Annotated in this window: 22 protein-coding genes; 17 read left to right on the forward strand and 5 right to left on the reverse strand. The window is 45.4% G+C overall.

The annotated features are described in order from the left end of the window. The first annotated feature begins 352 nt into the window (after positions 1–352). The 7 genes from GSY63_RS00490 to GSY63_RS00520 are packed head-to-tail and all read left to right on the forward strand — an operon-like array spanning position 353 to position 4,520. Complete coding sequence (locus GSY63_RS00490) at positions 353–727, forward strand: hypothetical protein (RefSeq protein WP_166583866.1); 375 nt, start codon at positions 353–355, stop codon at positions 725–727. 1 nt (position 728) lies between these two features. After that, on the forward strand, positions 729–977 hold the full coding sequence (locus GSY63_RS00495; protein ID WP_166583867.1) for a hypothetical protein: 249 nt from the start codon (positions 729–731) through the stop codon (positions 975–977). Positions 978–982: 5 nt separating this feature from the next. Then, complete coding sequence (locus GSY63_RS00500) at positions 983–1,585, forward strand: PRTRC system protein E (protein WP_166583868.1); 603 nt, start codon at positions 983–985, stop codon at positions 1,583–1,585. A gap of 9 nt (positions 1,586–1,594) precedes the next feature. Then, on the forward strand, positions 1,595–1,810 hold the full coding sequence (locus GSY63_RS00505) for a PRTRC system protein C (protein ID WP_166583869.1): 216 nt from the start codon (positions 1,595–1,597) through the stop codon (positions 1,808–1,810). A 55-nt stretch (positions 1,811–1,865) separates the two neighbouring features. Beyond that, positions 1,866–2,987, forward strand: a complete 1,122-nt coding sequence (locus GSY63_RS00510; protein WP_166583870.1) for a hypothetical protein — start codon at positions 1,866–1,868, stop codon at positions 2,985–2,987. Next, positions 2,962–3,711 carry a PRTRC system protein B gene (locus tag GSY63_RS00515; RefSeq protein ID WP_166583871.1) on the forward strand — a complete coding sequence of 250 codons (750 nt, stop codon included), beginning with the start codon at positions 2,962–2,964 and terminating at the stop codon, positions 3,709–3,711. The genes GSY63_RS00510 and GSY63_RS00515 overlap by 26 nt, the downstream gene beginning before the upstream one ends. Continuing rightward, positions 3,708–4,520, forward strand: a complete 813-nt coding sequence (locus GSY63_RS00520; protein WP_166583872.1) for a PRTRC system ThiF family protein — start codon at positions 3,708–3,710, stop codon at positions 4,518–4,520. The genes GSY63_RS00515 and GSY63_RS00520 overlap by 4 nt, the downstream gene beginning before the upstream one ends. A 144-nt stretch (positions 4,521–4,664) precedes the next feature. Here GSY63_RS00520 and GSY63_RS00525 read toward each other — a convergent pair whose 3' ends face one another. Next, positions 4,665–5,144, reverse strand: coding sequence for a hypothetical protein (locus GSY63_RS00525; RefSeq protein WP_166583873.1), 480 nt, complete (start codon positions 5,142–5,144; stop codon positions 4,665–4,667). 164 nt (positions 5,145–5,308) lie between these two features. Here GSY63_RS00525 and GSY63_RS00530 point away from each other — a divergent pair, with 164 nt between their 5' ends. Both GSY63_RS00530 and GSY63_RS00535 read left to right on the forward strand, forming a co-directional pair. Next, positions 5,309–6,946, forward strand: coding sequence for a hypothetical protein (locus tag GSY63_RS00530; RefSeq protein ID WP_166583874.1), 1,638 nt, complete (start codon positions 5,309–5,311; stop codon positions 6,944–6,946). Positions 6,947–6,963: 17 nt separating this feature from the next. Then, a complete protein-coding gene (locus GSY63_RS00535; RefSeq protein WP_166583875.1) occupies positions 6,964–8,265 on the forward strand; it encodes an MBL fold metallo-hydrolase in 1,302 nt (433 codons plus the stop codon). Positions 8,266–8,475: 210 nt separating this feature from the next. Here the strand turns inward: GSY63_RS00535 and GSY63_RS00540 are convergent, their stop codons facing one another. Continuing rightward, complete coding sequence (locus GSY63_RS00540) at positions 8,476–9,477, reverse strand: YncE family protein (RefSeq protein ID WP_166583876.1); 1,002 nt, start codon at positions 9,475–9,477, stop codon at positions 8,476–8,478. 159 nt (positions 9,478–9,636) lie between these two features. On the opposite strand from GSY63_RS00540, the gene GSY63_RS00545 reads away from it, so the two are divergent. The 8 genes from GSY63_RS00545 to GSY63_RS00580 all read left to right on the forward strand — a co-directional run bounded on the left by GSY63_RS00545 (position 9,637) and on the right by GSY63_RS00580 (position 19,275). Further along, positions 9,637–10,479, forward strand: coding sequence for a chromate resistance protein ChrB domain-containing protein (locus GSY63_RS00545; protein ID WP_166583877.1), 843 nt, complete (start codon positions 9,637–9,639; stop codon positions 10,477–10,479). An 86-nt stretch (positions 10,480–10,565) separates the two neighbouring features. Then, on the forward strand, positions 10,566–11,963 hold the full coding sequence (locus GSY63_RS00550; protein WP_166583878.1) for a TolC family protein: 1,398 nt from the start codon (positions 10,566–10,568) through the stop codon (positions 11,961–11,963). Then, the gene (locus tag GSY63_RS00555; protein ID WP_166583879.1) at positions 11,960–15,124 is read left to right on the forward strand and encodes an efflux RND transporter permease subunit; all 3,165 of its coding nucleotides are present in this window, start codon (positions 11,960–11,962) and stop codon (positions 15,122–15,124) included. Before GSY63_RS00550 ends, GSY63_RS00555 begins: the two co-directional genes overlap by 4 nt. Then, positions 15,121–16,206 (forward strand): efflux RND transporter periplasmic adaptor subunit, encoded by a 1,086-nt coding sequence (locus GSY63_RS00560; RefSeq protein WP_166583880.1) that lies wholly within the window; start codon positions 15,121–15,123, stop codon positions 16,204–16,206. The genes GSY63_RS00555 and GSY63_RS00560 overlap by 4 nt, the downstream gene beginning before the upstream one ends. Before the next feature lie 19 nt (positions 16,207–16,225). Next, positions 16,226–17,215 carry a DUF1259 domain-containing protein gene (locus GSY63_RS00565; protein WP_166583881.1) on the forward strand — a complete coding sequence of 330 codons (990 nt, stop codon included), beginning with the start codon at positions 16,226–16,228 and terminating at the stop codon, positions 17,213–17,215. Positions 17,216–17,244: 29 nt separating this feature from the next. Continuing rightward, positions 17,245–17,694 (forward strand): chromate resistance protein ChrB domain-containing protein, encoded by a 450-nt coding sequence (locus tag GSY63_RS00570; protein WP_166583882.1) that lies wholly within the window; start codon positions 17,245–17,247, stop codon positions 17,692–17,694. Then, on the forward strand, positions 17,679–18,863 hold the full coding sequence (locus tag GSY63_RS00575) for a chromate transporter (protein ID WP_166583883.1): 1,185 nt from the start codon (positions 17,679–17,681) through the stop codon (positions 18,861–18,863). The genes GSY63_RS00570 and GSY63_RS00575 overlap by 16 nt, the downstream gene beginning before the upstream one ends. A gap of 223 nt (positions 18,864–19,086) precedes the next feature. Continuing rightward, positions 19,087–19,275 carry a hypothetical protein gene (locus GSY63_RS00580; RefSeq protein ID WP_166583884.1) on the forward strand — a complete coding sequence of 63 codons (189 nt, stop codon included), beginning with the start codon at positions 19,087–19,089 and terminating at the stop codon, positions 19,273–19,275. Here the strand turns inward: GSY63_RS00580 and GSY63_RS00585 are convergent. The 3 genes from GSY63_RS00585 to GSY63_RS00595 all read right to left on the reverse strand — a co-directional run bounded on the left by GSY63_RS00585 (position 19,272) and on the right by GSY63_RS00595 (position 22,056). Further along, positions 19,272–19,574: a helix-turn-helix domain-containing protein gene (locus tag GSY63_RS00585; RefSeq protein ID WP_166583885.1), complete on the reverse strand. Its 303-nt coding sequence runs from the start codon at positions 19,572–19,574 to the stop codon at positions 19,272–19,274. The genes GSY63_RS00580 and GSY63_RS00585 overlap by 4 nt on opposite strands. A 203-nt stretch (positions 19,575–19,777) precedes the next feature. Beyond that, the gene (locus GSY63_RS00590; RefSeq protein WP_166583886.1) at positions 19,778–20,791 is read right to left on the reverse strand and encodes a PDDEXK nuclease domain-containing protein; all 1,014 of its coding nucleotides are present in this window, start codon (positions 20,789–20,791) and stop codon (positions 19,778–19,780) included. After that, a complete protein-coding gene (locus GSY63_RS00595) occupies positions 20,788–22,056 on the reverse strand; it encodes a site-specific integrase (protein WP_166583887.1) in 1,269 nt (422 codons plus the stop codon). The genes GSY63_RS00590 and GSY63_RS00595 overlap by 4 nt, the downstream gene beginning before the upstream one ends. Positions 22,057–22,577 lie beyond the last annotated feature (521 nt).

The following is a 22,577-nucleotide window of genomic DNA, read 5'->3' on the forward strand; positions in this document are numbered from 1 at the left end:
TCACAAATAACTGGAGTAATCTTATGTATAGTGTTTATGTAAAGTAGCGCCTGTAACACAGGTACTTTTGATGTTTTTACACGCCTGCTTTACATAATCTTTTACTTTCCATAATAACGCTTATGCAAAGCTTTGCATAACCGTAACAGGCTATTATCAGAACGTCAGAAACTTTAAAGACGGGGATGCCAAGTTTAAATCCATCATGGATGGCACAGCCAAGCAAAGGGCGCAGGTAGCCTTTGACCTATGCGGGAACTTCGCCAAAAATGGGACGGATGCCCTGAACTTGAATTGATACTAACGCAGGGGAGCAATCCCCTGCATTTATTCACCTTAAAGATTAATCAACATGCAACCCTTAAATATGATGAACAACGTGGCAAAAGCAAGGCTTTTACACAGTTTGCTAAGAGAGGAAATCCCTGAATTTTTAGGTTACCTGAACGAACTCACCGAAACCGTTTTAAATGATAAAGAGCGTATCAGTGAGGCATGGGACAACGGGATGATGGCGGCTGAAATGTGGTTTGAACTGGCAGAGCGCATACAGGCTATTATGGCTAAGTACCCAAAAGATTTATACCGTTCCCCAAATGTGTTCGCTGACCAGTTGTTCGACGGTTATCTGGCCATTTTTACCCGACACGCCCTGACCACCTACGTGCAACAGGCTAAACAGACCGACCCCAAATTCAAACCCGCAGTAGAACTTTTATTCACTTGATATGAAAACCCAACATTATACCGTGCCATGCGCTCTGCTGTTAATCGCCCTTTGCCTGTTCATCCGCTATTCCATTGGCAGGCGCAGGTTCAACCGCAGGGGCGTAGCAGGCTTACAGCAATTCAGCAGTTACCATCATTTTATAACGGTGACCACCATTGAAAAAATCATCCTGATTGCCGGAAATCTCTGCGGATTGGCAGGGCTTTTCTTACTGGCGGTCGCAGGCATTAACCATCTAAAATTTTAATAATTATGAAAACGCAATTCTTTCAGCAGATAGCAGGCTTAGGCTTTACAGGCAATTTCCTGCTCAATATCAATCAGGACGAAACAGGGATATTGACCGTTTCCGCAGTCCTTAAAAAAGGCAGTATCACGGCCACCGCAGGAAACAGCCTGCCCCCGATGCTTTTTAAAGGTACAGCCGAAGAACTGGACGAGGGGTTTTTTGAGCAGTTCGCACAGCCCGTTAAACAAACGGCAGGCATCATCAACAATTTAGAGGATTACCAAAAGCAACTGGAAAAGGCCAAAAAGAACGTGAAGAACGGCAATGATAAAACGGCCAAAAATTCAGCATCTGAAACAGACGATGAAACAGATGAAGAACCGCAAAACCTGTTCACCCCGCAGGTGGATGATGCGCAGGCCAAAGCCGAAAAGAAACGCCTGTACGATGATGCGATGGAGAAAGTAAAGGAACTGGCGCAAAACACCAAGTATGCCGAAGCGTTGGCGCAATTGCCCGACCCTGCGGATTATCCTGACAAGGTCGAAGCCATCGAGGCGAAGCGCCAAACCTTGCAGGCAGGCAAGGAAGCCTATGATAAATTAACCGCCAGTTTTAACGATTAAGAGAACGCCATGAAAACGATGATTTTACCGAGGATTTTCCTGCACAAGGAGAACGGGCAGGAAATCCGGCTAACAGACCCGAACGATACATTCACCATAACCGATGTGCAGAATTTCTTTGCAGGTACATACCCCGTATTGACCAATGCCAAAGTGATTGGCCCTGAAATCAGGGACGATGAAGCGGTGTACCGCTTTGAAAGCACGATGGGAACAAAAGGTTAGCCATGAAAAAACGAGTAATTAACAGGATAATTAAAATCAACACCAAAGGCGACCAATGGAAACTACAGCAATTGTTCAGGGAACTGGCATGTCGGTTAGACCGTCTGCCCGATGCGGACGAGGTCAGGCGCAACCCGTTAAGGAGCGCACCCGCAGACATCACGGAAATGGTTTTTTGAACCATAGCTTTTTGCCCTTTTGGTCGTTCAGCGGGAACAGGGACAGGATAGTAAGGGAGTATTTTCACTCCCTTGCCAATCTCTGCGGGTTCTATCATTTACCTATACCACCAACAGATTTACCGTTCCCGCAGAATATTTACCACACATGGCAACAGGTGGCTGAACAAGTCGCCAAAATAGACCGAAATAATCATTGTGTGATAATTAAGGATAGGGGAAAAAGTGCAGTATTAGGTGTGGTGAAAACCTACGATTTAAGTCATTGCCTGTTTTATATCCCCGTTCGCGCGTACTGGCTTTGGTCGCAAAACGCTGAACAAAAACGCATCACCGAATTGCTCACCGTCTTATTTGCCTACCTGCACCAAGTGGTGGATATTCCATTCTATGCCGAGAACGGCACATTCATGGATTGCCAGTACGATACATTGGAACAATGGATAAGCGAAGCGGAACACGAAATCGGGAATGATGCCGAGGAAAAGGCATGGCGGGAACATCAGGAAGATACGCTTTACGAAATGAAAAGGGCGGGAGGGCATATCATGCCCATCATCAAAAACCCTGTTTGGCTACAAAAAATGGAACAGGTAATAACCGATTTCCATCATCGTGATAAACACGAACTGGAATGGGAACTGTTAGCCATCGAAATGCTACAGCTTTACCGCCAGTACCCGAAACGCTCGGTAACCGATAGCATCCGTGAGGACTTGGTTTATCCTGACGAGGAAGAACGCATCAGGGTGGAACAATACATCAGTTTCTATTGGAGTGACAGGGATTGTTTTCAGGATGAATTGATGGACATGATCAATTGCAGTTTTCAGGAAATAGCCGTTCAGGATGAACCCACTATAGTGCATTGTTTTGATACCCTGCCCGATACAGACCGCAAAGATTTTGATTTTGAGACCCGCCTGTTCGAATTGATTGAACGCTTACGGGATTTACTAAACAGTTACGACCATGAAGAACATCACCCAACAGTTTAACAACAGGTTTGAACCTTACAAAGCCCTGCTGATTTATAAGCATGAACAAGAGCAGGAAATCAACCAGTTTCAGCGCAACGAAGCTGAAACACAGATTTACGTGGAAAGCTATGACATTGGCAGGAATGGCAAACCCATCAATGCGCACCCGTTATCCGTAAAGGAAATGAGCGTTTTACATGCCTTATTGCAAACCTCGCAGGAGTTACAGGACACCTATTTAAAATCTAAAGGCTTGCTCTCCAATAAGGTGTTATATGTCAATCAGCAGGCTAACGGCTTTGCCGTATGGTACACTCCGCCACAGGAAGTGACCCTGTTCTTTGTCGATGGCCAGCGTATTCCATCGGGAAAGTTTCAGATACCTGCCATGCTGTGGAAAGCCAATGCGGATAGTTTGCACGTTTTTGCCCTGAAAGGCAAAGCCAAACCCAATGAGAACACTAAACTATGCCATGCCCCATACCTGAATATATACGGGAGCGGTCAGGTTTGTATGGGAACGGTGCAAATCAATATCGGTAAAACCACCTGTTTAGAGGACTTTATGGCTACATGGGAACGTTATTTCTTTAACAGCAAATTCAGCCACTCCATTAGCGGGAACAACAGCACTAAGTCCAACACCACCGAACTATGGCGTAACCTCGCAGGTTCGGGCAAACCTTTTCCCCAAGAGGAATTATTAACCAGTCATTTGACCCTTAAACAAATCATCCGATGAAAAAGCAAAAAGTCTTTAAACCTGCCGTACATATTGTACAAAAGGAACTGTTACAACCCTACAATCCTGTTACCATAAACCTGATTGGTGCGGGGGGTACAGGCAGTCAGCTATTGACCGCCCTCGCAAGGATGAACCATGCCCTTACCGCCTTAGGCCATGCAGGGCTGTTTGTCAGGGTATTTGATGATGACCAAGTAGATGCCGCAAATTTAGGCAGGCAATTATTTACCACTGCTGAATTAGGCCAGTACAAGTCTGTTTCCCTTATTAACCGTATTAACCGCTTTTTTGGCACAAACTGGAAAGCCGAAACCACCCGTTACGATAAACCATCCTTAAAGGACAGGGATTTGGCAAGTGCAATCATCACGATTTCTTGCGTTGATACGGTAACCGCTCGTTATGAAATAGGCGAGATACTGCAACACCTGACCAAGAACTATGGCGGTCGTAACCGTGTCAAATATTGGCTGGATTTCGGTAACAGCCGTTCAAGCGGTCAGGTCATTTTATCCACCCTTGAAAAAGTAACACAACCTGCATCGGAATTATACCGTACTGTAGAAAGCCTGCCTTTAGTTACAGAGGAATTTAAAGACCTGCTTACCACTTCGGAACAGGAAGATAATACACCAAGCTGTTCTTTAGCCGAGGCACTCACCAAGCAGGATTTGTTTATTAATTCTGCATTGGCGAATTGTGGTGCATCCCTGCTTTGGCAACTATTCCGTGAGGGCATTTTATTTAACCGTGGTTTCTTTCTTAACCTTGCCGACTTCAGGACACAACCGTTAAAAGTGGCCTAATCCTGTTAAGCTCCCGCCGGATTGTCCGGCGGGCGGGCATACGCCCGCCCCGTTTTCGCCCCGTGCTTTCGCGTTGATTACTGATGATCGGTGAAATCACGGGGCGCTCCATTTCAACAGACCTGGCTAAAATTGAGCGAAAGATCATTGTTGAATGCGTTCATCGCGTTGCCATTCAAAAATATGTCGGCGTGCATCTCCCAGGCAAAAAAGTGCTTTACGTTTGGCCGACTCCAGATCATTCTGCCAGGATGGCCACGGATGGCTATATCCCGTTGGCTGATGCACAATACTAATGTGCCATCGTCCTTTGGTCTGGGGAGAAAGATTGAGCATAAAATCACCGGCTTTTGCAGCATAACTTCCTAAAGGCATCGGCGTCCATTTCAAACCCTCATTCTTTTCTTCTTCCAAATGCTGTATATAGGTGAGCATATTGATGATCACTTTCATTTCTCCTGATACAGCCGTATCTCCTGCAAGCATACGCTGTATGCTACGGATGATCGCATCGTATGTGCGATGATCTCCCCAGGTTTTCAAGCGGCTGGCCAGCTCTCCGGGTGTCAGTCCTAATTCATTGCACTGGGTATTAAAATAACTCAAATCGTCAGTTAGTTCCATTTTCAAACCATTTATGAAACAATAATACGTCATTATGTCGTTTAATCAAACCCATTTATGGCAATATTTATTAACATATTTGTAAAATCAACTTAAGGATTTTGTGTTTTAAGTTTTCTTTCACACTAAAATGATGACCTTTGCAACTTTAAAGCCAATTGTATATGCCGGTCCAGATCGTAAGAAATTTAGAAATACCCGCTCTTAGCTTCAACTTTAGTGATGAATACTGGCCGCTGATCAGTGCCCCTGTTAAAGATGCTTATGGTGTTGGCGAAGTGAAAGACGCAGCCATTGTACAGGAAGCCCTTAAACTGGCCTTTGGCAAATGTGGTGAATTATTCATGGGTATCATTACAAACGAAAAACACGCATCCTTCTATTTGTTTGTTCAGCATCTGCTGGAAAACAGCATTGATGTATTCAAGGCGATGCTGGGTGGTGAACAATTCCCCGAAATAAATAGCAGTGATTTTGCAAACATCAGAAGAACACTACGCATTATATTGGAGCAATCCACTACGGTAGACCTGGCCGGAACACCCAATTTTATGGCGGAGATCGCGCAAAATCGGCAGTCATATCATAATACCTTAGACAGGCTGCTTTACCTGGGCTATCAGGCCTTCATCATCAGTCAGGAGATCGCCAGAAGCCAGCTATTCCCGAAATCAGGTAATTTCGATATTGATGACGATGGTTTGTTAGGAATGGGTACTGAACCTGCCTATAAACCTATTTTCGATTACCTCGAAAGGGATATCCCTAAACATGGCGAAAGTGTAACCATATACAACACGATTGAAGATCTGATAGCGGTTTGGAGAGACATGGGTGTGGAGTATGGAGAGATGACCAGCTTTTTCGCGGAACAGATCAAAAACCCGCAATATAGATTTGCGCTCATTTTAAAAGATAGTTTGTACGAGCAAGCGAAACATGTATTTGGCCAACATGGAGATATTGTACTTAGTTTTTACGATGGTTTAACCGTAAGCCGGAGAAATGTATTGAGTTTTGAGGATTGCATATTGCGAAGCCAGGACATGAACCGAATCATGTACCGGCCATTGGTGGTGGTCAATGTAGATAACCAGGTTTATATCATGACTGGATATAACCGCTGGCTGGAATGCCTGAGCACCTTAACCACCAATGCCTTACCTTGGGGACACGTTGCAGAGGAATGGAACCAGCACAAGCCCATCAAGAAATTTGTGCAGCACCTGCAGGATACCCATGACGATATACTGGAGGACGCTGCCGTTGAATTGTTGAAAGCGGCAAAGGTTCCTTATGATAAATCTGTTAAAAGCTTAAGACAGCATAAGGGTAATAACTTTTCAATCGATAAGCTTAAAGGGGTAGGTGAGATCGACCTTGTTTTTGCCGATACGGAGAAGAAGATATTATACATTGTAGAATGTAAGCATAACAAATCCCGGTTCGATTACTTTAACTGGAAACGGGATTACACCGTATTTAAGGATAAATATGAAACGCAGCTCAATAACAAGATCACTTTTGCAAAAGCCAATACGGAAAGGGTATTAACTCACCTGGAAGTCATTAACGAGGTAATGATTCAGGATAAAGATACTTATACGGTGCAAGGTATTTTCCTGATCAATGCCCCTTCATTATATATGTATGATGCGGTGTTTCCAACCCTTACCCTTCACAACTTGCAGCAATTGCTGAATCTGGAATATGTTGTACCAAAGTTTGAGCTCACCTTACCTGATGGCCAGAAATTGATGGTTGAGCAGCCATATTTTACTAACTTGGCAAAATTGATCTGACCTTAACCACAAAGTCTATGTACAGAGGCGAATTTACTTTTCATCCAATAGGACAAGGCTGTTTTTACACCGGGGAGCTGTTTAGCGATAAAGCAAGGCTTTTCAATTTCGTTTACGATTGCGGCACCAATTCTGATCAACGTTATGTTCGGGAGGCCGTAGCTGGCTGGCCGGTAAAAACTGATGGGGAGAAGATCAACGTTTGTACCATCTCACATTTTCACAGCGATCATATCAGCGGTATCCCGCAACTACTCAAAAACACCCGTTGCGACCGGCTGGTAATACCCTATTACACGCCTTTTCAACGATTAATAATATACCTGCAATCTGGTTCTGATGATGATGAATACCGCAGGATTATGGAAGATCCTTATGGCTATTTCTCAGGACAGGAATTTAATATTGGGCAGATCATTGTGGTGCGCGGGGGTGACGAAGAAATAACTTTGCAGGGGCAATTTCCTAAAGCCCCATTCCCAACCGAAGGTAATAATGAAGCGCCAGAACTGATCGATACCAACAGCGATAGCGATAAATATTATCAGGAAGATGGACAGGAGGATAATCGCAATCTGCAATTCTTTGCTCGCTTACGTGATGAAGACCCAAGCGCGGAAGCCGGCAAGGTAAAAGTAAGGCATCTGCCGTACCAGTTGCGTACCCCACTTTACAAATTTATCTATTACACCCTATCTGAAGAAGATGGCTCTGATGCCGACCTTAAAGCAAAGACCGCCGCTTTGCGTAAAGCAGTGGATGATTATTTGGCGGCAAAAAAAATAGATACTTCAGCTGGCGTAAACTCCTTTAAAGACCTGTTCAATGCCGTACATATTAAGGAAATAACCAGAATTTATGGCAGCATCTTTGGCGCACATAAATTGAACGGCACTTCATTAGCCGTTTTTCACAAATTTTCCCTGGAACCAGGTGGTTATGAAATATTCCAGCGCCATCCTTTGGGCTGGCACTCGCTTTATCGGGTAGACCGCAAGCACGCCACCCTGATGACCGGCGATCTTAAATTGGGTACACTGGAAAAGCTACGGCTATTTCAGGACTACTATCATGCCAACCTGGATGACGTGTCCTACTTTCAGGTGATGCACCATGGCTCGGATAAGAATTGGCCATTTGGTTTTTCGGAAAGCAGGCTTGATTCTTTTCCTGCCTATGTGATTAATCATGGCGTTGGACGTAAACATCATCCCGGCCCTGAGGTCACCAAATTACTTCGAAGCATAAGGCCGCATAATATCCTGCTAAACAATGAATTAACCTTACTGCGCTATGCCATTTTCTACGGCTATAAATGACTATAGTAATAATTGTAAAAATTGATTAGGTTTGTTCTATACATCGGCGGGACCTCCTGCCGAATTGTGATAAGGTTTAGGTTGAAAAGTTCCCGCGATGGGAACTTTTCTCATTTATAAAGATTCTGCATAAACTTTCTCGACAATAACAACCAGTAATGTTACACATTTACATCTTTTAATGTGACACTTGTAACTTATATGGATGGCCTAAAGAGTACCGGTTTTATATATCAATAACGCCGCCTTTTGATCTCCGCTTTCCCTGGCTGCGATCAGCAATAAACTCAATTCCGGTACCAGTAAAGAAGTACGGGCACCATTGCGGGTTTTAATATGGCCGACCTGTTTATAGTCGGAATCACTTACTTGTTTGAAAATATCAACCGCGCCGCCACCACCGCTGAGATAAACTTGTTTGCTTTTAGCATCCCAATACAAGTCATCCACATCACCGACCATTGGGCCGCTGAAAATTTCCTTGCCTGTTTCGCTGTCATAAACGATCAGCTTTGCAGGCACACGATAGCCGACAATAATGCGGTGCTGTGCCTCATCATAAGCCATTGGAAAGTTGGCACGAGGCAGCAGTTTTGACCATTTAGCAGTCAGTTTTAACTGTTTCAGATCGGCCATACCGATCATGCCTGAACCCGGCAGGTTGACCCATAGCTTATTTGTTTTTGTCTCCAGTTGAAAAGATTCGGGGTGCGCGGGTAATATAATATCGCCCACCTGCTTGTGGCTGGCCGCATCGATAATGGCAATCCCGCCGCTGCCATAACCGACATAGATTTTATCCTCACCGGCATCATAACGCACATCGTCCGCATCATCGGCCAGTTTGATGCTGCCTGTTTTTTTCAGCGTTAAAGCATTATAAAAACCACATTCGCCCGTTCCGCCGTTGGCGATTAAGAGTTCCTGGTGTTTGGGAATATAGGCGACACCCTGCGGTTCATCCAGCCCGGTGATACTCCCGGTTACTTTTCCATTTTTCAGATCAACAACTTCCAGCGTGTTGTTACCTAAAGCGGCTATATAGGCGATCTGGTCCTTCAGATTAATATCAATATGGTCAATGCGGCCTTTGACGTTAGGTAAGGCGATTTCTTTTTGCAAAGTGAGTAATTGCTTTCCGGTTTCCTGCGCCCTGCAATTGGTAAAGCAACCCAGCGCAGCAAATAACAGTATTAGACGATTAAGATTCATATTCATCGGTTTGAATAACGAAGTTAGGGTTAGTTTCTGTTATCTTTTGGTAGTAATCAATTATAGGATGGCGCAATACAAATTTCCCACAGAATTAACCGGTATAATCGCCGCGTAGGCAGCCGAAACAAAAGGATTAGATTTTTAACTTTGACCTGTATGAAATGGATCACCCGTGAAAAACCAAAAATAGACCGCATCGCCTGTCCCTGGCTGATCAAACGGTTTATTGACCCGGATGCGGAGATCATTTATGTGCCTTTCGCGGAAGTGTTGACCAAAGCCAAAGAACTGGAGGCTATACCGTTTGATCTGCCCAACGTGGAATATACCCACTATGACGATCAATGTACATTTGATTATATCATCAAAAAGCACCAACTGAAAGACCCGGCACTTGACCGGATCGCCGCCATTGTGCGCGGTGCAGATACCGACCGGCACGATTTCGCGCCGCAGTCCGCCGGGCTGGAAGCCATCTTTTCGGGGCTGGCTTATAACAGCACTGACGACCAGGAGCTGCTGGCCTTTGGAATGCGCATTTATGACGGTCTGTATAATTGGGCCAAACTCCTCTATGATAAAAAGCATTCACAGACCGGAACAGCCGAACAAATGCTACTGGAAGTTTTTACCAAATACCTGCAAAAAGGTGATCGAAAAAAAGCCCCTGCCTGGGCTAAAGAATTAAAAGAAATGATCCAGGATCAACTCGACACGAATATGAGTTTGAGTTTACAACAGGTTTCCCAAAACCTGGAGATCAATCCCTCTTATTTATCCCGCGAGTTCTCCAAGTATTTTGAGAACCTTTCTTTTGGTGACTATATCCGGAAACTGCGCATTGAAAAGGCTATCCATCTTTTAGAAACAACGCTGTATCCACTGACAGAGATTGCTTACCTGACCGGCTTCTCCGACCCAAGCCACTTTAACCGCATCTTTAAAAAACAGATGGGTGTGACGGCATCCGAATACCGGAAAAATTTACCGAAAAAGTAAAATCTGTACCAGTAGTCATTTCCGTTCTATTTTAGCGCCAAAAAACCGCCTAATCTTGCAGTAAATTATACCGCAAGATTTTATCTATGGAATATCCGGCTCTAAAGGCACCTTTCAAATTCAGCTTACTAATCGCCTGTATTGTTTTTTTAGGCATACCGGCGCAGGTTTCTGCCCAATCCGGCAGGGTTTACCTTGACTCATTGCTAAAAACAGCATCGGTCAATTACCCGCTCATTAAGGCGAAAAGATTGCAAACCCAGGCTTTGCAGTCCGCCGTTAAATACAAAGAGAATGGGATTATCCCCACGCTGACCGCCTCTTACCAGGCAGATTATGCGACCTATAACAATATCACGGGGATGATCTACCCGCAATACATCACGCCGATCAGCGGCCCGCCGAGCGTTTCCAACAATTATAGCGGTGTATTTGGCAGCGCCCTGGCGCTTGACCTGCTTTGGGAACCCATTACGTTCGGGCAACGGGGCGCTGATATAGATTTAGCCAAAGGCCGTGCACAAACCGGCAAGGCGGATGAAGAACTCACCCTGTTCCGGCAACAGGTCTACGTAGTTAATGCCTGGCTCAATTATTTGATTGTCAACGACCTCATCAAAGTTTACCAGGAGGATTTCAACCGTTCTGAATTTAATTTAAAGCAGGCACAAAGTTTAGTGACCAGCGGGTTAAGGCCGGGTACGGATTCATCGTCTTTCAGCGCGGAATATACCCGCAACCAGATACAATTAATTGCTTTTGAACGGCGAAGGGATTCCACCCTGATCACCCTCAAAGAGCTGGTAGGCGGCCGCCTGCCCGCCGGTATGATACTGGATACGACTTTGTATAAACACTTGCCCGTATTGACGCTTGCAGATACATCGACAAGCGAACACCCGGAAATTACCCTGGCAAAAACAGCGATCACGACCAACGAACTCGCCTTAAAATCACTCCAAAAAAGCATCATGCCGCACCTGACGCTTTGGAGCACGGGCTATGGCAGGGGATCGGGCATTGCGGCAAACGGGGCGGTCAATTCATCCGATGGCCTCGGTTTTCAGCGGTATAACTATGCCGTAGGCGCACAAATTTCTTTTTCCATACTGGAAATGTTCCGGCAAAAACCGTTATGGCGGCAACATGAACTGAATACCGCCGCCAGCAGGGAACAATTAAATCAAACAGAATTACAACTCAACAGCCAAAAGGAAATTGCGGATGTGGCATTAGCAAAAAACCTGCAATCTGCCGGTCTTGCACCCAGGCAATACCAATCAGCTTTATTTTCTTACCAGGCGATCCGTGCGCGCTACCAGTCGGGCTTGATCAATTATTATGACGTGATCCAGGCGCAGCAATTGTTATTTCAATCAGAAGCCGCCGTTAAGATCGCCAATTATAATGCCTGGAAGTCGCTGCTAAGTAAAGCGGCTTACGAAGGCAACCTGAACCTGTTTTTAAACCAATACGGCAAATGAATATCATCCAATTTATAATTTCTTCGTTAAGGAAGCCGATCACCATTGTTGTTGCCGTTATCGCGATTGTTTTCTTTTCCGTGGTATCCATCAAAACCATGCCGGTGGATATTTTTCCAAAGCTGGGTACATCCGCTATCTATGTCGCGCAAACCTATGGCGGTTTATCCGCTGAACAGGTCGAGGGCTTTATTACCTCTTACTACGAATATCACTTTTTGTACGTATCCGGTGTTAAATCGGTAGAAAGTAAAAGTATACAGGGTTTAACGCTCCTGAAAATTAATTTCTATGAGGGCACGGATATGGGACAGGCGACCGCCGAAGTGGTCGCGATGGTCAACCGCGCCAGGGCCTTTATGCCGCCGGGAACGGTCGCGCCTTTCGTGACCCGTTTTGATGGCGGCAGTGTGCCGGTGGGCCAGCTGGTCTTCAGCAGCCCGAACCGTTCGCTTTCCGAAATTTCCGATTTGGCCTTGTTTAAGGTAAGGCCGATGTTCTCCACGTTGCCGGGCGTTTCCGCGCCGCCTCCCTTTGGTGGTAACCAGCGTTCCGTGCTCATCAAGGCCGACCCCAATAAGATGCGCAGCTACGGGATTAGCCCGGAAGAACTGGTAACGGCCATTGCCAAAGGCAATACGATCATGCCATCCGGTAATTTACGCATGGGCGACCAGATGCTGGTCGCACCCCAAAATACCGTAGTCGACAATATCCAGGATCTGGGCAATATCCAGGTCAGGCCCGGCAACGGCCCGGCTGTTTATGTACATGACCTGGCACAAATAGATAACGGGGGCGACATCACATCGGGTTATGCGCTGATCAATGGCAAACGTTCGGTTTATATCCCGGTGACCAAAAGGGCGGATGCTTCCACCTGGGACGTGGTACAAAAAGTAAAAGCTGCTTTACCGGATATGCAGGCCGCCATCCCGCCGGATATTAAAGTCACCTACGAATTTGACCAGTCGGGTTACGTGATCAATTCCCTGAAAAGCCTGATGACCGAAGGTATCCTCGGTGCCTTGTTAACGGGCTTAATGGTATTGCTTTTTTTACGGGATTGGCGCGGTTCGCTGATCGTGGTCTTAACCATCCCGCTGGCCTTGTTATCCGCTGTTATCTTCCTGAAACTTTTCGGGCAATCCATCAATATCATGACTTTAGGCGGTTTAGCTTTAGCTATTGGTATCCTGGTGGATGAGGCCACCGTCACCATCGAAAACATTCACCATCACCAGGAAAAAGGCGAGCCGAAAGGCCGTGCTATACTGGAAGCCTGTAAGGAGATCGCCTTACCGAAATTGCTGATCCTGCTTTGTATTTTGGCTGTATTTTTCCCGGCTTTCTTTATGTCGGGCATTCCTAAAGCGATGTTCCTGCCGCTTTCTTTATCGGTGGGTTTTGCCATGATCGCGTCTTTCCTGCTCTCCCAATCTTTTGTGCCGGTGATTGCCAACTGGCTGTTTAAGGATCAATTGAGCGGCAGCGCGAAAGAAAGCAAAAGGATGTCCCGCTTTAAAGAAAGGCATGAGCGTTTGATCCACCGGTTATCCCCCGGACGAAACCTGTTAATTCCTGTTTACCTCTTACTTTCTGTTGCCTTAGCGACGCTGCTCTTTTTCACGGTAGGTAAAGAACTGTTCCCTAAAGTGGATGCCGGGCAGTTCCAGGTCAGGCTAAGGCTACCCGAAGGGTCACGTATCGAGCGGACTGAACAAAAGACAAAACAACTCCTGCATTTGATGGATAGCCTTTCCGGCGGCAACAAGATCGCCATATCCTCCGCTTATGTGGGTTTATTGCCATCCAGCTACCCGGTCAGCGCCATTCACTTATGGACGAGCGGCCCCGAAGAAGCGGTGCTGAAAGTCAAATTTATTTCGGGCGCAGGTATCAAACCGGATGATTTTAAAGAAAAAATTCGGCAAGAGGTCAGCAGGCAAATGCCCACAGCACACATTTCCTTTGAACCAGCTGATTTGGTAGAACAGGTAATGAGCCAGGGAACGGGTACGCCGATACAAATACAGGTCTTAGGCAAAAGCCTGGCACAGGACCGGGAGTTTGGTAAAAAGATCGTGGAAAAACTGAAAGGGCTATCCTATCTCCGCGATGTGACCTATAGCGCGCCGCAAGGCTATCCGGCGATGAAGATCGAGTTTGACCGGGTGAAATTGGGGCAACTGGGTTTGACCGTGGAAGATGCCGGGAAATCACTGGCTGCAGCCACCGCGTCCAGCCGTTTTACCCAGCCCAATTATTGGGTGGATAAAGCCGCCGGAACCGCCTACCAGGTGCAGGTACAGGTGCCGGAACTCATCATGAATGATCCGGGCCAGGTGGATAATATTCTGTTAAGTTCCAATAACGGCAAACAGGTGTATATGCGGGACGTAGCGACCTGGAAAATGGGGAACGTAGAGGGTGAATATGACCGCCTGAACCAAAAACGTTTTATTACCATTACGGCCAATTTACAGGGCAGGGCATTAGGTTCAGCTATTAACGATATTGACAAAATTATATCGAATACCGGCAAGCTGCCTGAAGGCATGAAAATACAGCAGCCCGGACAGGCAGAGGTGTTTTTACAGACTTTTACGGAATTGCAAAATGGCATTTTACTGGCCATCGTGGTCATCTTCCTGTTGCTGGCTGTCAACTTCCAGTCGTTCCGTTTATCCCTGGTCATTATTGCGGTGATACCCGGTATTTTGGCGGGAAGCCTGTTGTTGCTTTGGATATGCGGCAAAACTTTAAATATCCAATCCTATATGGGATGTATCATGGCGGTTGGTGTTGCGGTAGCAAATGCCATCTTGTTTGTTACGCAGGCGGAAAAGCATCGTAATGAAAAATTGAAAGAACCCTATTTGCATGGTATCAAAGATAGGATCAGGCCGATATTGATGACCAGTTTAGCCATGATCGCGGGGATGATCCCGATGGCATTGGGTTTGGGCGAAGGCGGCGACCAGACCTCGCCTTTAGGCACAGCCGTGATCGGCGGGCTTATCTTTTCGCTGTTTTCCAGCCTGGTGATCTTGCCCTTAATCTATCAATCGGCTATTGGCAACAAGCCAGCCCATCAGCTATCCTTAGACCCGGATGACCCGCAAAGCCGGTATCACCTTTTAACCGAAAGTAAATTATGAAAAGTATAAAGTATATATTGTTAATCCCCGTGTGCCTGCTGGCCGCCTGTGGTGGCAGCTCTACGGAAAAAGCCGTTCCGCAGGGGCCGCCTGAAAAGCCTGTTGTTAAACTGGTGACTTTAAAATTAGAGCCGGTTTCCAGCAAATTGAGTCTCACCGGGGAGATCATTCCTTATGACCTGGCCAATATTTATGCCCGCACACCCGGCTATGTCAAAGAAGTAAAGGTGGACATCGGTTCGAAAGTGAGCAAGGGACAGGTTTTATGTGTACTGGATGCGCCGGAACTGAACGCGGCGCAGGCGCAAAGCCAAAGCAACAGCATGGGCGCTAAAGCCAAATACGAAACCAGCCGGACGACTTACCTGCGCTTATTAAAAGCTGCCCAAACACCCGGCGCGGTAGCTGATAACGAACTGGACATCGCCCGTAACCAGATGCGGACGTATAGCTCGGTTTACCAGGCATCCCGTTCGGCAACGCAGGCCAATAAAGCCATTGAAGATTACCTGGTGATCCGCTCCCCTTTTAACGGGGTGGTGACGGCGAGGAATGTCTTTAAAGGGGACTTTGTGGACAATACCGGCAAAACGTTATTGTTCCGGGTAGAAGATAATTCGTCTTTAAGGGTGGATGTGGCCGTACCTGAAGCCTATAATTCAACAATGCTGAAAGATAACGAAGCTGCCTTTACGGTATCAGCTAATCCGGGGCAGGTATTTAAAGCAAAACTGGCCCGTAAATCGGATGCCATAGACCCGCAGACCCGCAGTGAAACCTGGGAGCTGACTTTTCCCAATGAAAAAGGCTTGCTGAAACCGGGGATGTTTGCGCAAATCACACTTCCGGTCAGCCGCCCGAAAGAGGGCTTCCTGGTGCCTTTTAAAGCGGTAGTAACGACACAGGAACGTAAATTTGTAATTAAATTAGTAGGTGGTAAAACCCAATGGGTAGACGTGAAAACCGGGTTTACCACGAAAGAAAAAACCGAAATTGCTGGCGACCTGAAACCGGGAGACCAGATCATAGCCCAGGCTAATGAAGAAATCAAAGAAGGCATAACTGTACAAATTAAACAATGACCAACTAAAACATCGAAATATGGAAACACAAAAATTTAGCCGCAGGCAAGCCTTACAGGCGACAGCGGTTTTAGGAACAGCATTATTACTACCCGCTACCAAACTGGAAGCCATGCCCGTACCCGCGGCTAAAACATCACCGATCACCGCCGATGAAATGGCCGCTATTGATGCGGCTTTAGGCAAGAAAGGCAGCTATAAAGAGGCCGAACAGGTTTATACCACACCACTTCCCCGCAATGACCTGAAAATGAAAATCAAGGGTGAACCCGTACCGATCCCGTTCGGTTTCGGCGGCTGGGTATCATTCAAAAAATCCACGGACGGTAAATCTGCAATGGTGATGAGCGATACCGTTTTGCAAATGGAAGAAGTAAACCCTTTAATATCGGCGGCACATGCAAACGGCCTTGAAATAGCCGCTATCCATAACCACTTCTTTTACGAAGAACCACGCATTTTTTATATGCACATACATGGCATGGGTTCCATCGCCGACCTGGCTAAAAAATATGCCGACACGATCCGCGACAGCAAGATCTTCCCGGCGAACCAGCCTGCGCCATCCGCGCCACCGGCTACGACGGCTAAAGACATTTTCGATATACCTGCTTTGGACGCCATTGTAAAAGCGACCGGCACCGTAAACGGCCCGACATATAAATACACCATCGGCCGCAGCGACGTGAAGGTCATGGCGATGGGCGTGGAAATGACCACGAATATCGGCCTGAACACCTGGGCATCTTTTGCCGGTACCGCAGATAATGCGCATATCGCGGGCGATGTGGCTATGCTGCAAAGTGAAGTAAATACGGTGATCAAAACTTTAAGGGCGCATAACCTGGAAGTTGTCGCTGTGCATAATCATATGCTGGGTGACAACCCGCAAATGATCTTCCTGCACTATTACGGGCGCGGCAAAGCAACCGAACTGGCGCAGGGTTTCCGCGCCGCGTTGGATGTCTTAGGCAAGAAGCCCGGCAACATGGGCGGTATGAAGATGTAATTGTTTAACCAAATTTAAAACCCAATCCTATGAAATGGATCACCCGTGAACGGCCAAAAATTGACCGTATCGCCTGCCCCTGGCTTATTAAAAAGTTTGTTGACCCGGAGGCGGAGTTTGTGTTTGTGCCTAAAGAACAGGTTATAGCGCAATCAAAAACGCTCCATGCGATACCTTATGATATTACCGGCGTAGAATATACGCACGAAGGGGAACGCTGCACGTTCGATTATATCATCAAGAAACACGGATTGACCGATCCGGCAGTTTTACAGCTGGCGGATATCGTTAGAGGCGCGGATACCGCCCGCTTCGACCTTGCACAGCAGGCGGCTGGGCTTTGGGCAATTTCAGCCGGGCTGTCCTATAACTTCAGGGATGATCACGAGCAACTCGCCTTCGGGATGATCGTTTACGATGCCTTATATAGCTGGGCCAAATATGTACAGGAAGAAAAACACACATGGAAGAACGATTAAATAAGATCAAGCCAGCTTATTCACTGCTGGATATCACTAAATACTACCTGAAGCTCGGCACCTGGGGTTTCGGCGGGCCGGTGGCCTTAGTGGGTTATATACACCGTGACCTGGTGGAAGACAAAGGCTGGCTAACCGAAGAAGAGTATAAAGAAGGGCTGGCTTTGGCGCAATTAGCACCGGGGCCTTTGGCTGCACAGTTAGGCATCTATATCGGGTTTGTTCATTACGGGCTGATCGGCGCGACGCTAACCGGGCTGGCCTTTGTACTGCCGTCTTTCATTATGGTCGTTTTATTAGGGATGGCTTACCAATTGTACGGCGGTTTAGCCTGGATGCAGGCGGTGTTTTACGGGGTTGGCGCAGCGGTGATCGGGATCATCGCGATGAGCGCATATAAGCTGACGGTCAAATCTGTCAGCAAATTTGAACTGGCGGCCATGAAAGCGAAATGGTTACTGTGGTTATTCTATATCGCCGGGATCATTATTACCGTAGTCACGCAAAAGGAAGAAATCTTACTATTCCTGGCTTGCGGTATTGGCTATATGCTGATCAAAGCGCCCCCCAAATGGCTGAAGAAACCTGCGGTATTGCCGGTAACGCTATTGGTCGGTACAGGGTTCTGGCAATACGACGGCAAAAAACTGGTAGAAATGGGCTGGTTCTTTCTAAAGGCTGGCGCATTTGTATTCGGCAGCGGGCTGGCTATCGTGCCGTTCCTGCATGGCGGCGTGGTAAAAGAGTTTGGCTGGCTCAATGAACACCAGTTTGTTGATGCGGTAGCCGTCGCTATGATCACACCGGGGCCAGTAGTGATTACCGTTGGTTTTATCGGTTACCTGGTCGCGGGATTTCCCGGCGCTTGTGTTGCCGCTTTAGCTACATTCCTACCCTGTTACCTGTTCACGGTTGCCCTTGCGCCATCCTTTAAAAAGATCGCCAAGAACGCCAGCATCAAAGCCTTTGTGGACGGCATCACTGCCGCTGTTATTGGTGCTTTGGTAGGTTCAGTAATCATTATTGGTTCACGTTCAATCATTGATATCCCCACGGCCTTGATTGCAATAGCAGTCTTATTTGCGCTTATCTACGTAAAAAAATTACAAGAACCCTATATCATTGGCATCGCAGCAATTGTCGGCTTCGCGATAAAGACATGGTTGTAAAAGATTCATTTATTTCATAGTAAAGATTTAATCCATATTAAAAATCAGCAATTATGACATTAAAAGATGTAAATGTTTGACATCATAAGGTCCATTGACATTTCTAATTATTAAATGATTCTTATTATTGCAACTATACTGGCCCTATCATGCCGAATGACAATTTTTCCGTGTTCTATCAATCCCTGGTGGCTTCTTTGTTTGCCGGACCGATTTTTCAAGTATGGAAATCGCGGAACAGTTTACCCTATCAAAGACTTTCATTATTGATGGAGCGGTTTTTCATTTTATCTTAAAAAATGGTGACACCTTAGATAAAGGCGTGCCGAAAGAAAAGTCTGCAAAGTTTTATAAGGATTCTATGCGTTATGCCATTGAAATTCCCGCCACGGATATTGGTTTTAATCCCTAAGCAGCGTTGGTTTGTTTTGAAATTCTGATCCGTTTACTTTTCACCTCACCGGACAATACCCGGTTGATGTCATCGATACTATAATAAAGGATTCCTCCAATTTTAGTAAATGGAATAGTGCCGTTGTCCCGTAGGGTCTGCAAGGTATTATCAGATATTTTGAGCATATTTTTCACCTGATAGCTTTTCAGCCACTTTTTGGGTTCTTCGATCGCATGGCCTAAAAGCCCCTTGATCTGATTCAGTAATTGCTGGCCAAATTCCTGCAAATCTTCTTTGGTTATGATTTCTGCTGCCATAATTCATATCATTTGAGGTAAACTGATACAAATTTGCCGGATATTAATAATAAATATGTCCGACACTATCCGAGTCGGACATGAAGTTTTTAAAAAGATGGTATTAAAAAACCATTTGAATTGTGCACGCATTGCGTGCACAATTCAAATGGTTTCAAACTTGTGGTTACAATTTGCGTCCACAAGTTTTTAAGCGTTACCTATTATTGTTTATCGTTATCGATTTCTTTATGCTTATTGATCTCCATTTCAATTTCGTTGGCCAGTTGTTCCGCAGTGGGGAGATAAAGTTGATATTTTGATGCGAATATGTTGCTGTTATCCGGTAAGGTAAATTTTACAACTGTATCATTTTTTTCCAGGCACAGAAGTATTCCAACCGTTGGCGTTTCATGGTTTAATTTTTCTATACGGTCATAATAATTAACATACATCTGTAGTTGGCCAATATCCTGATGTGTGATCTTGTGAGTTTTCAGTTCGATGATCACAAAGCATTGTAGCAGCCTGTTATAGAACACCAGATCAACATAAAAATCATCACCATCCAGATGAATGCGCTTTTGCCTGGCGACAAATGAAAAGCCATTCCCCAATTCAAGCATAAACTCTTGTAGATGGGTTATCAAAGCATTTTCAAGGTCCTTCTCGAAATAGGCCGCCTCCGGTTTCAACCCTAAGAATTCAAGTACCATAGGGTCTTTAATGATGTCTTTGGGATTTTCAGGTTGCTGTTCGTTTCTTGCAACAGAAAGCACTTTATCCTTATCCGAACTCAATAAAAGCCTTTCAAATAGATGGCTATCCACCTGTCGCTGGACCTGCCGGAATGACCAGTTATTTTTGATCGTTTCGCTCTGATAAAATTCCCGTTTTTCTCTATCCGAAATAGTTAACAGTAAAGAATAATGCGACCAGCTTAATTGTGCAGACACTGTCTGCACAATTGGATAGCTCCTATAAAATTGACGAAAAAGATTAAGGTTTCTGGCCGAGAATCCTTTGCCGAACTGGGGTATGAGCTTCTCTGATAAATACTTTATAAGTTGAGTTCCATATACGGCGCGGTCAGCCCCCTGTTGTTCTTCTTCAAATATTCGCTTTCCGATATGCCAATACATTACTACGCGTTGGTAATCGACAGCTCGGACAGCCGCTTCTCTCGCCGATGTTATGATCGCTTTTATTTCTTCTATTATTATTAATTCATTGCTCATGCTAATACCCCCTCTCCGGCACCATTTGCGATTGATATTTGTTGGTTAGCTTGTAAACGCCCCCGCAATGCCTGCATATCACGGTTGACCTTTTTGTCCTTCATTTTCGCATAGATTTGCGTCGTGGTCAATTTGGTATGTCCAAGCATCTTGCTTACTGTTTCTAATGGTACATCATTTTCGAGAGTTACAGTTGTGGCGAAGGTGTGTCGGGCGATGTGAGTAGTCAACACTTTTTCTATTCCGGCAAGATCCCCTATTTCCTTCAAGTAGGCGTTCATCTTTTGGTTGCTCTTTACCGGCAGTAGCCTGTTATTAATAATTCGGGCATCATGTTCTGCATACCGTTCAAGAATTTCAATTGCTTGTGGTATCAATGGCACGTTGGCCTCGATAGCTGTTTTGGTTCGGGTGGTTTTGATCCAGGTAACTCCATCGGAACCCGTTACGACATGCTGAGGGGTCAGCTTGTCTACATCCACAAAAGCATAACCTGTGTAGCAGCAAAATAAAAAGGTATCGCGTACCTCTGCCAGGCGCTTCACCGTAAAATGATACTCGGACAACTGATTGATTTCATCCCATTCCAGTTCAACCCGGTTAACCTTATTATAGGTGCATTTAAAAAGGTTAAATGGATTGTGGCTCATCCATTGGTTATTGACAGCCAGGTTGATAATCTTTTTGAGGTTTTTGATATACCGCATAGCAGTGTTATGTTCGATCTTATCCTCGGTTTTTAAATACATTTCCAAACCCGTTACAAAGGAGTAATCGATGGACTCCAGATACAAATCCGGTTTCTTATACCTGAATTGAATGTACTCAGCAGTCTTTTTGCGAACGGTTTTATATTTGGTAAGCGTAGCCCTCACAAAATCTTTATCCAGCAGTTTTTCAAGTTTACTATTGTGTTCATCAAAAACCTCCAGCAACATCCGATGAATTGCTCCTTCACCTGTATACTTTTGTTTGATCTTTTCAGCTGTAATAAAATCTTCTGTGCGTTTTAAATCGTCGAAAGCACGGCGGATTTCATTGGTTGCTTCCATGATTTGTGTGTTAACATCCCTAACCTCTGCACCGTTACCTTTTAAATAGCCTGTCTCCGCATCCCATTTTTTCGGATCAACTTTTCTTCCAAGGGATATTTCACAGCGTTTGCTGAGATAAGTAATCCTCGCATAAAGTGGGACCATACCTTGAGAATCTGTTTTTCTTTTGTCAGCCCAGATCAGAACTGAAAACTTTTGTGCATTTTTCATTTAATTAAATTTTAAATACCTGATTAATAATCTGGTCACGAAAACTCGCTTTTCGTGACCAATTTTTCACTTATTCAAGTGCTTTAAAATCAATCAATTAACCTCTTATTCGGTGACCTATTTTGGACATTTAAAATAGGTCACCGAGTTAGTCACCAAAACCATTAAATCCGGTGTTTTTTCCGGTACCAGAACCCTTCGGATCATAATTATCGCAGGATTCTGAGTTGGTCTGATATGCCCTCAGATTAAGGTCATTTTTAAACCAGAAATTTGCGTTAAAATGAGGTGATTTGATGCCAAATTTTATGATTGCAAATAGTTGATTTACAATTAGTTAATCATTGATTTGGTGACTAAATTAGGTGTTCTGAGCCAGTCACCGAATAGGTCACCGGATGGGTCATAAATGCTGAGGAACTATGCGGATTTTTGAGTATAAAAAAAGCGCTTAGACCAGTAATCTAAGCGCTTTTGATGTGCCTTGCGGCTCTTTTAGCGGAATGGACGGGACTCGAACC

It is taken from the genome of Mucilaginibacter agri, assembly GCF_009928685.1.
GTDB classification, from domain to species: Bacteria; Bacteroidota; Bacteroidia; order Sphingobacteriales; family Sphingobacteriaceae; genus Mucilaginibacter; species Mucilaginibacter agri.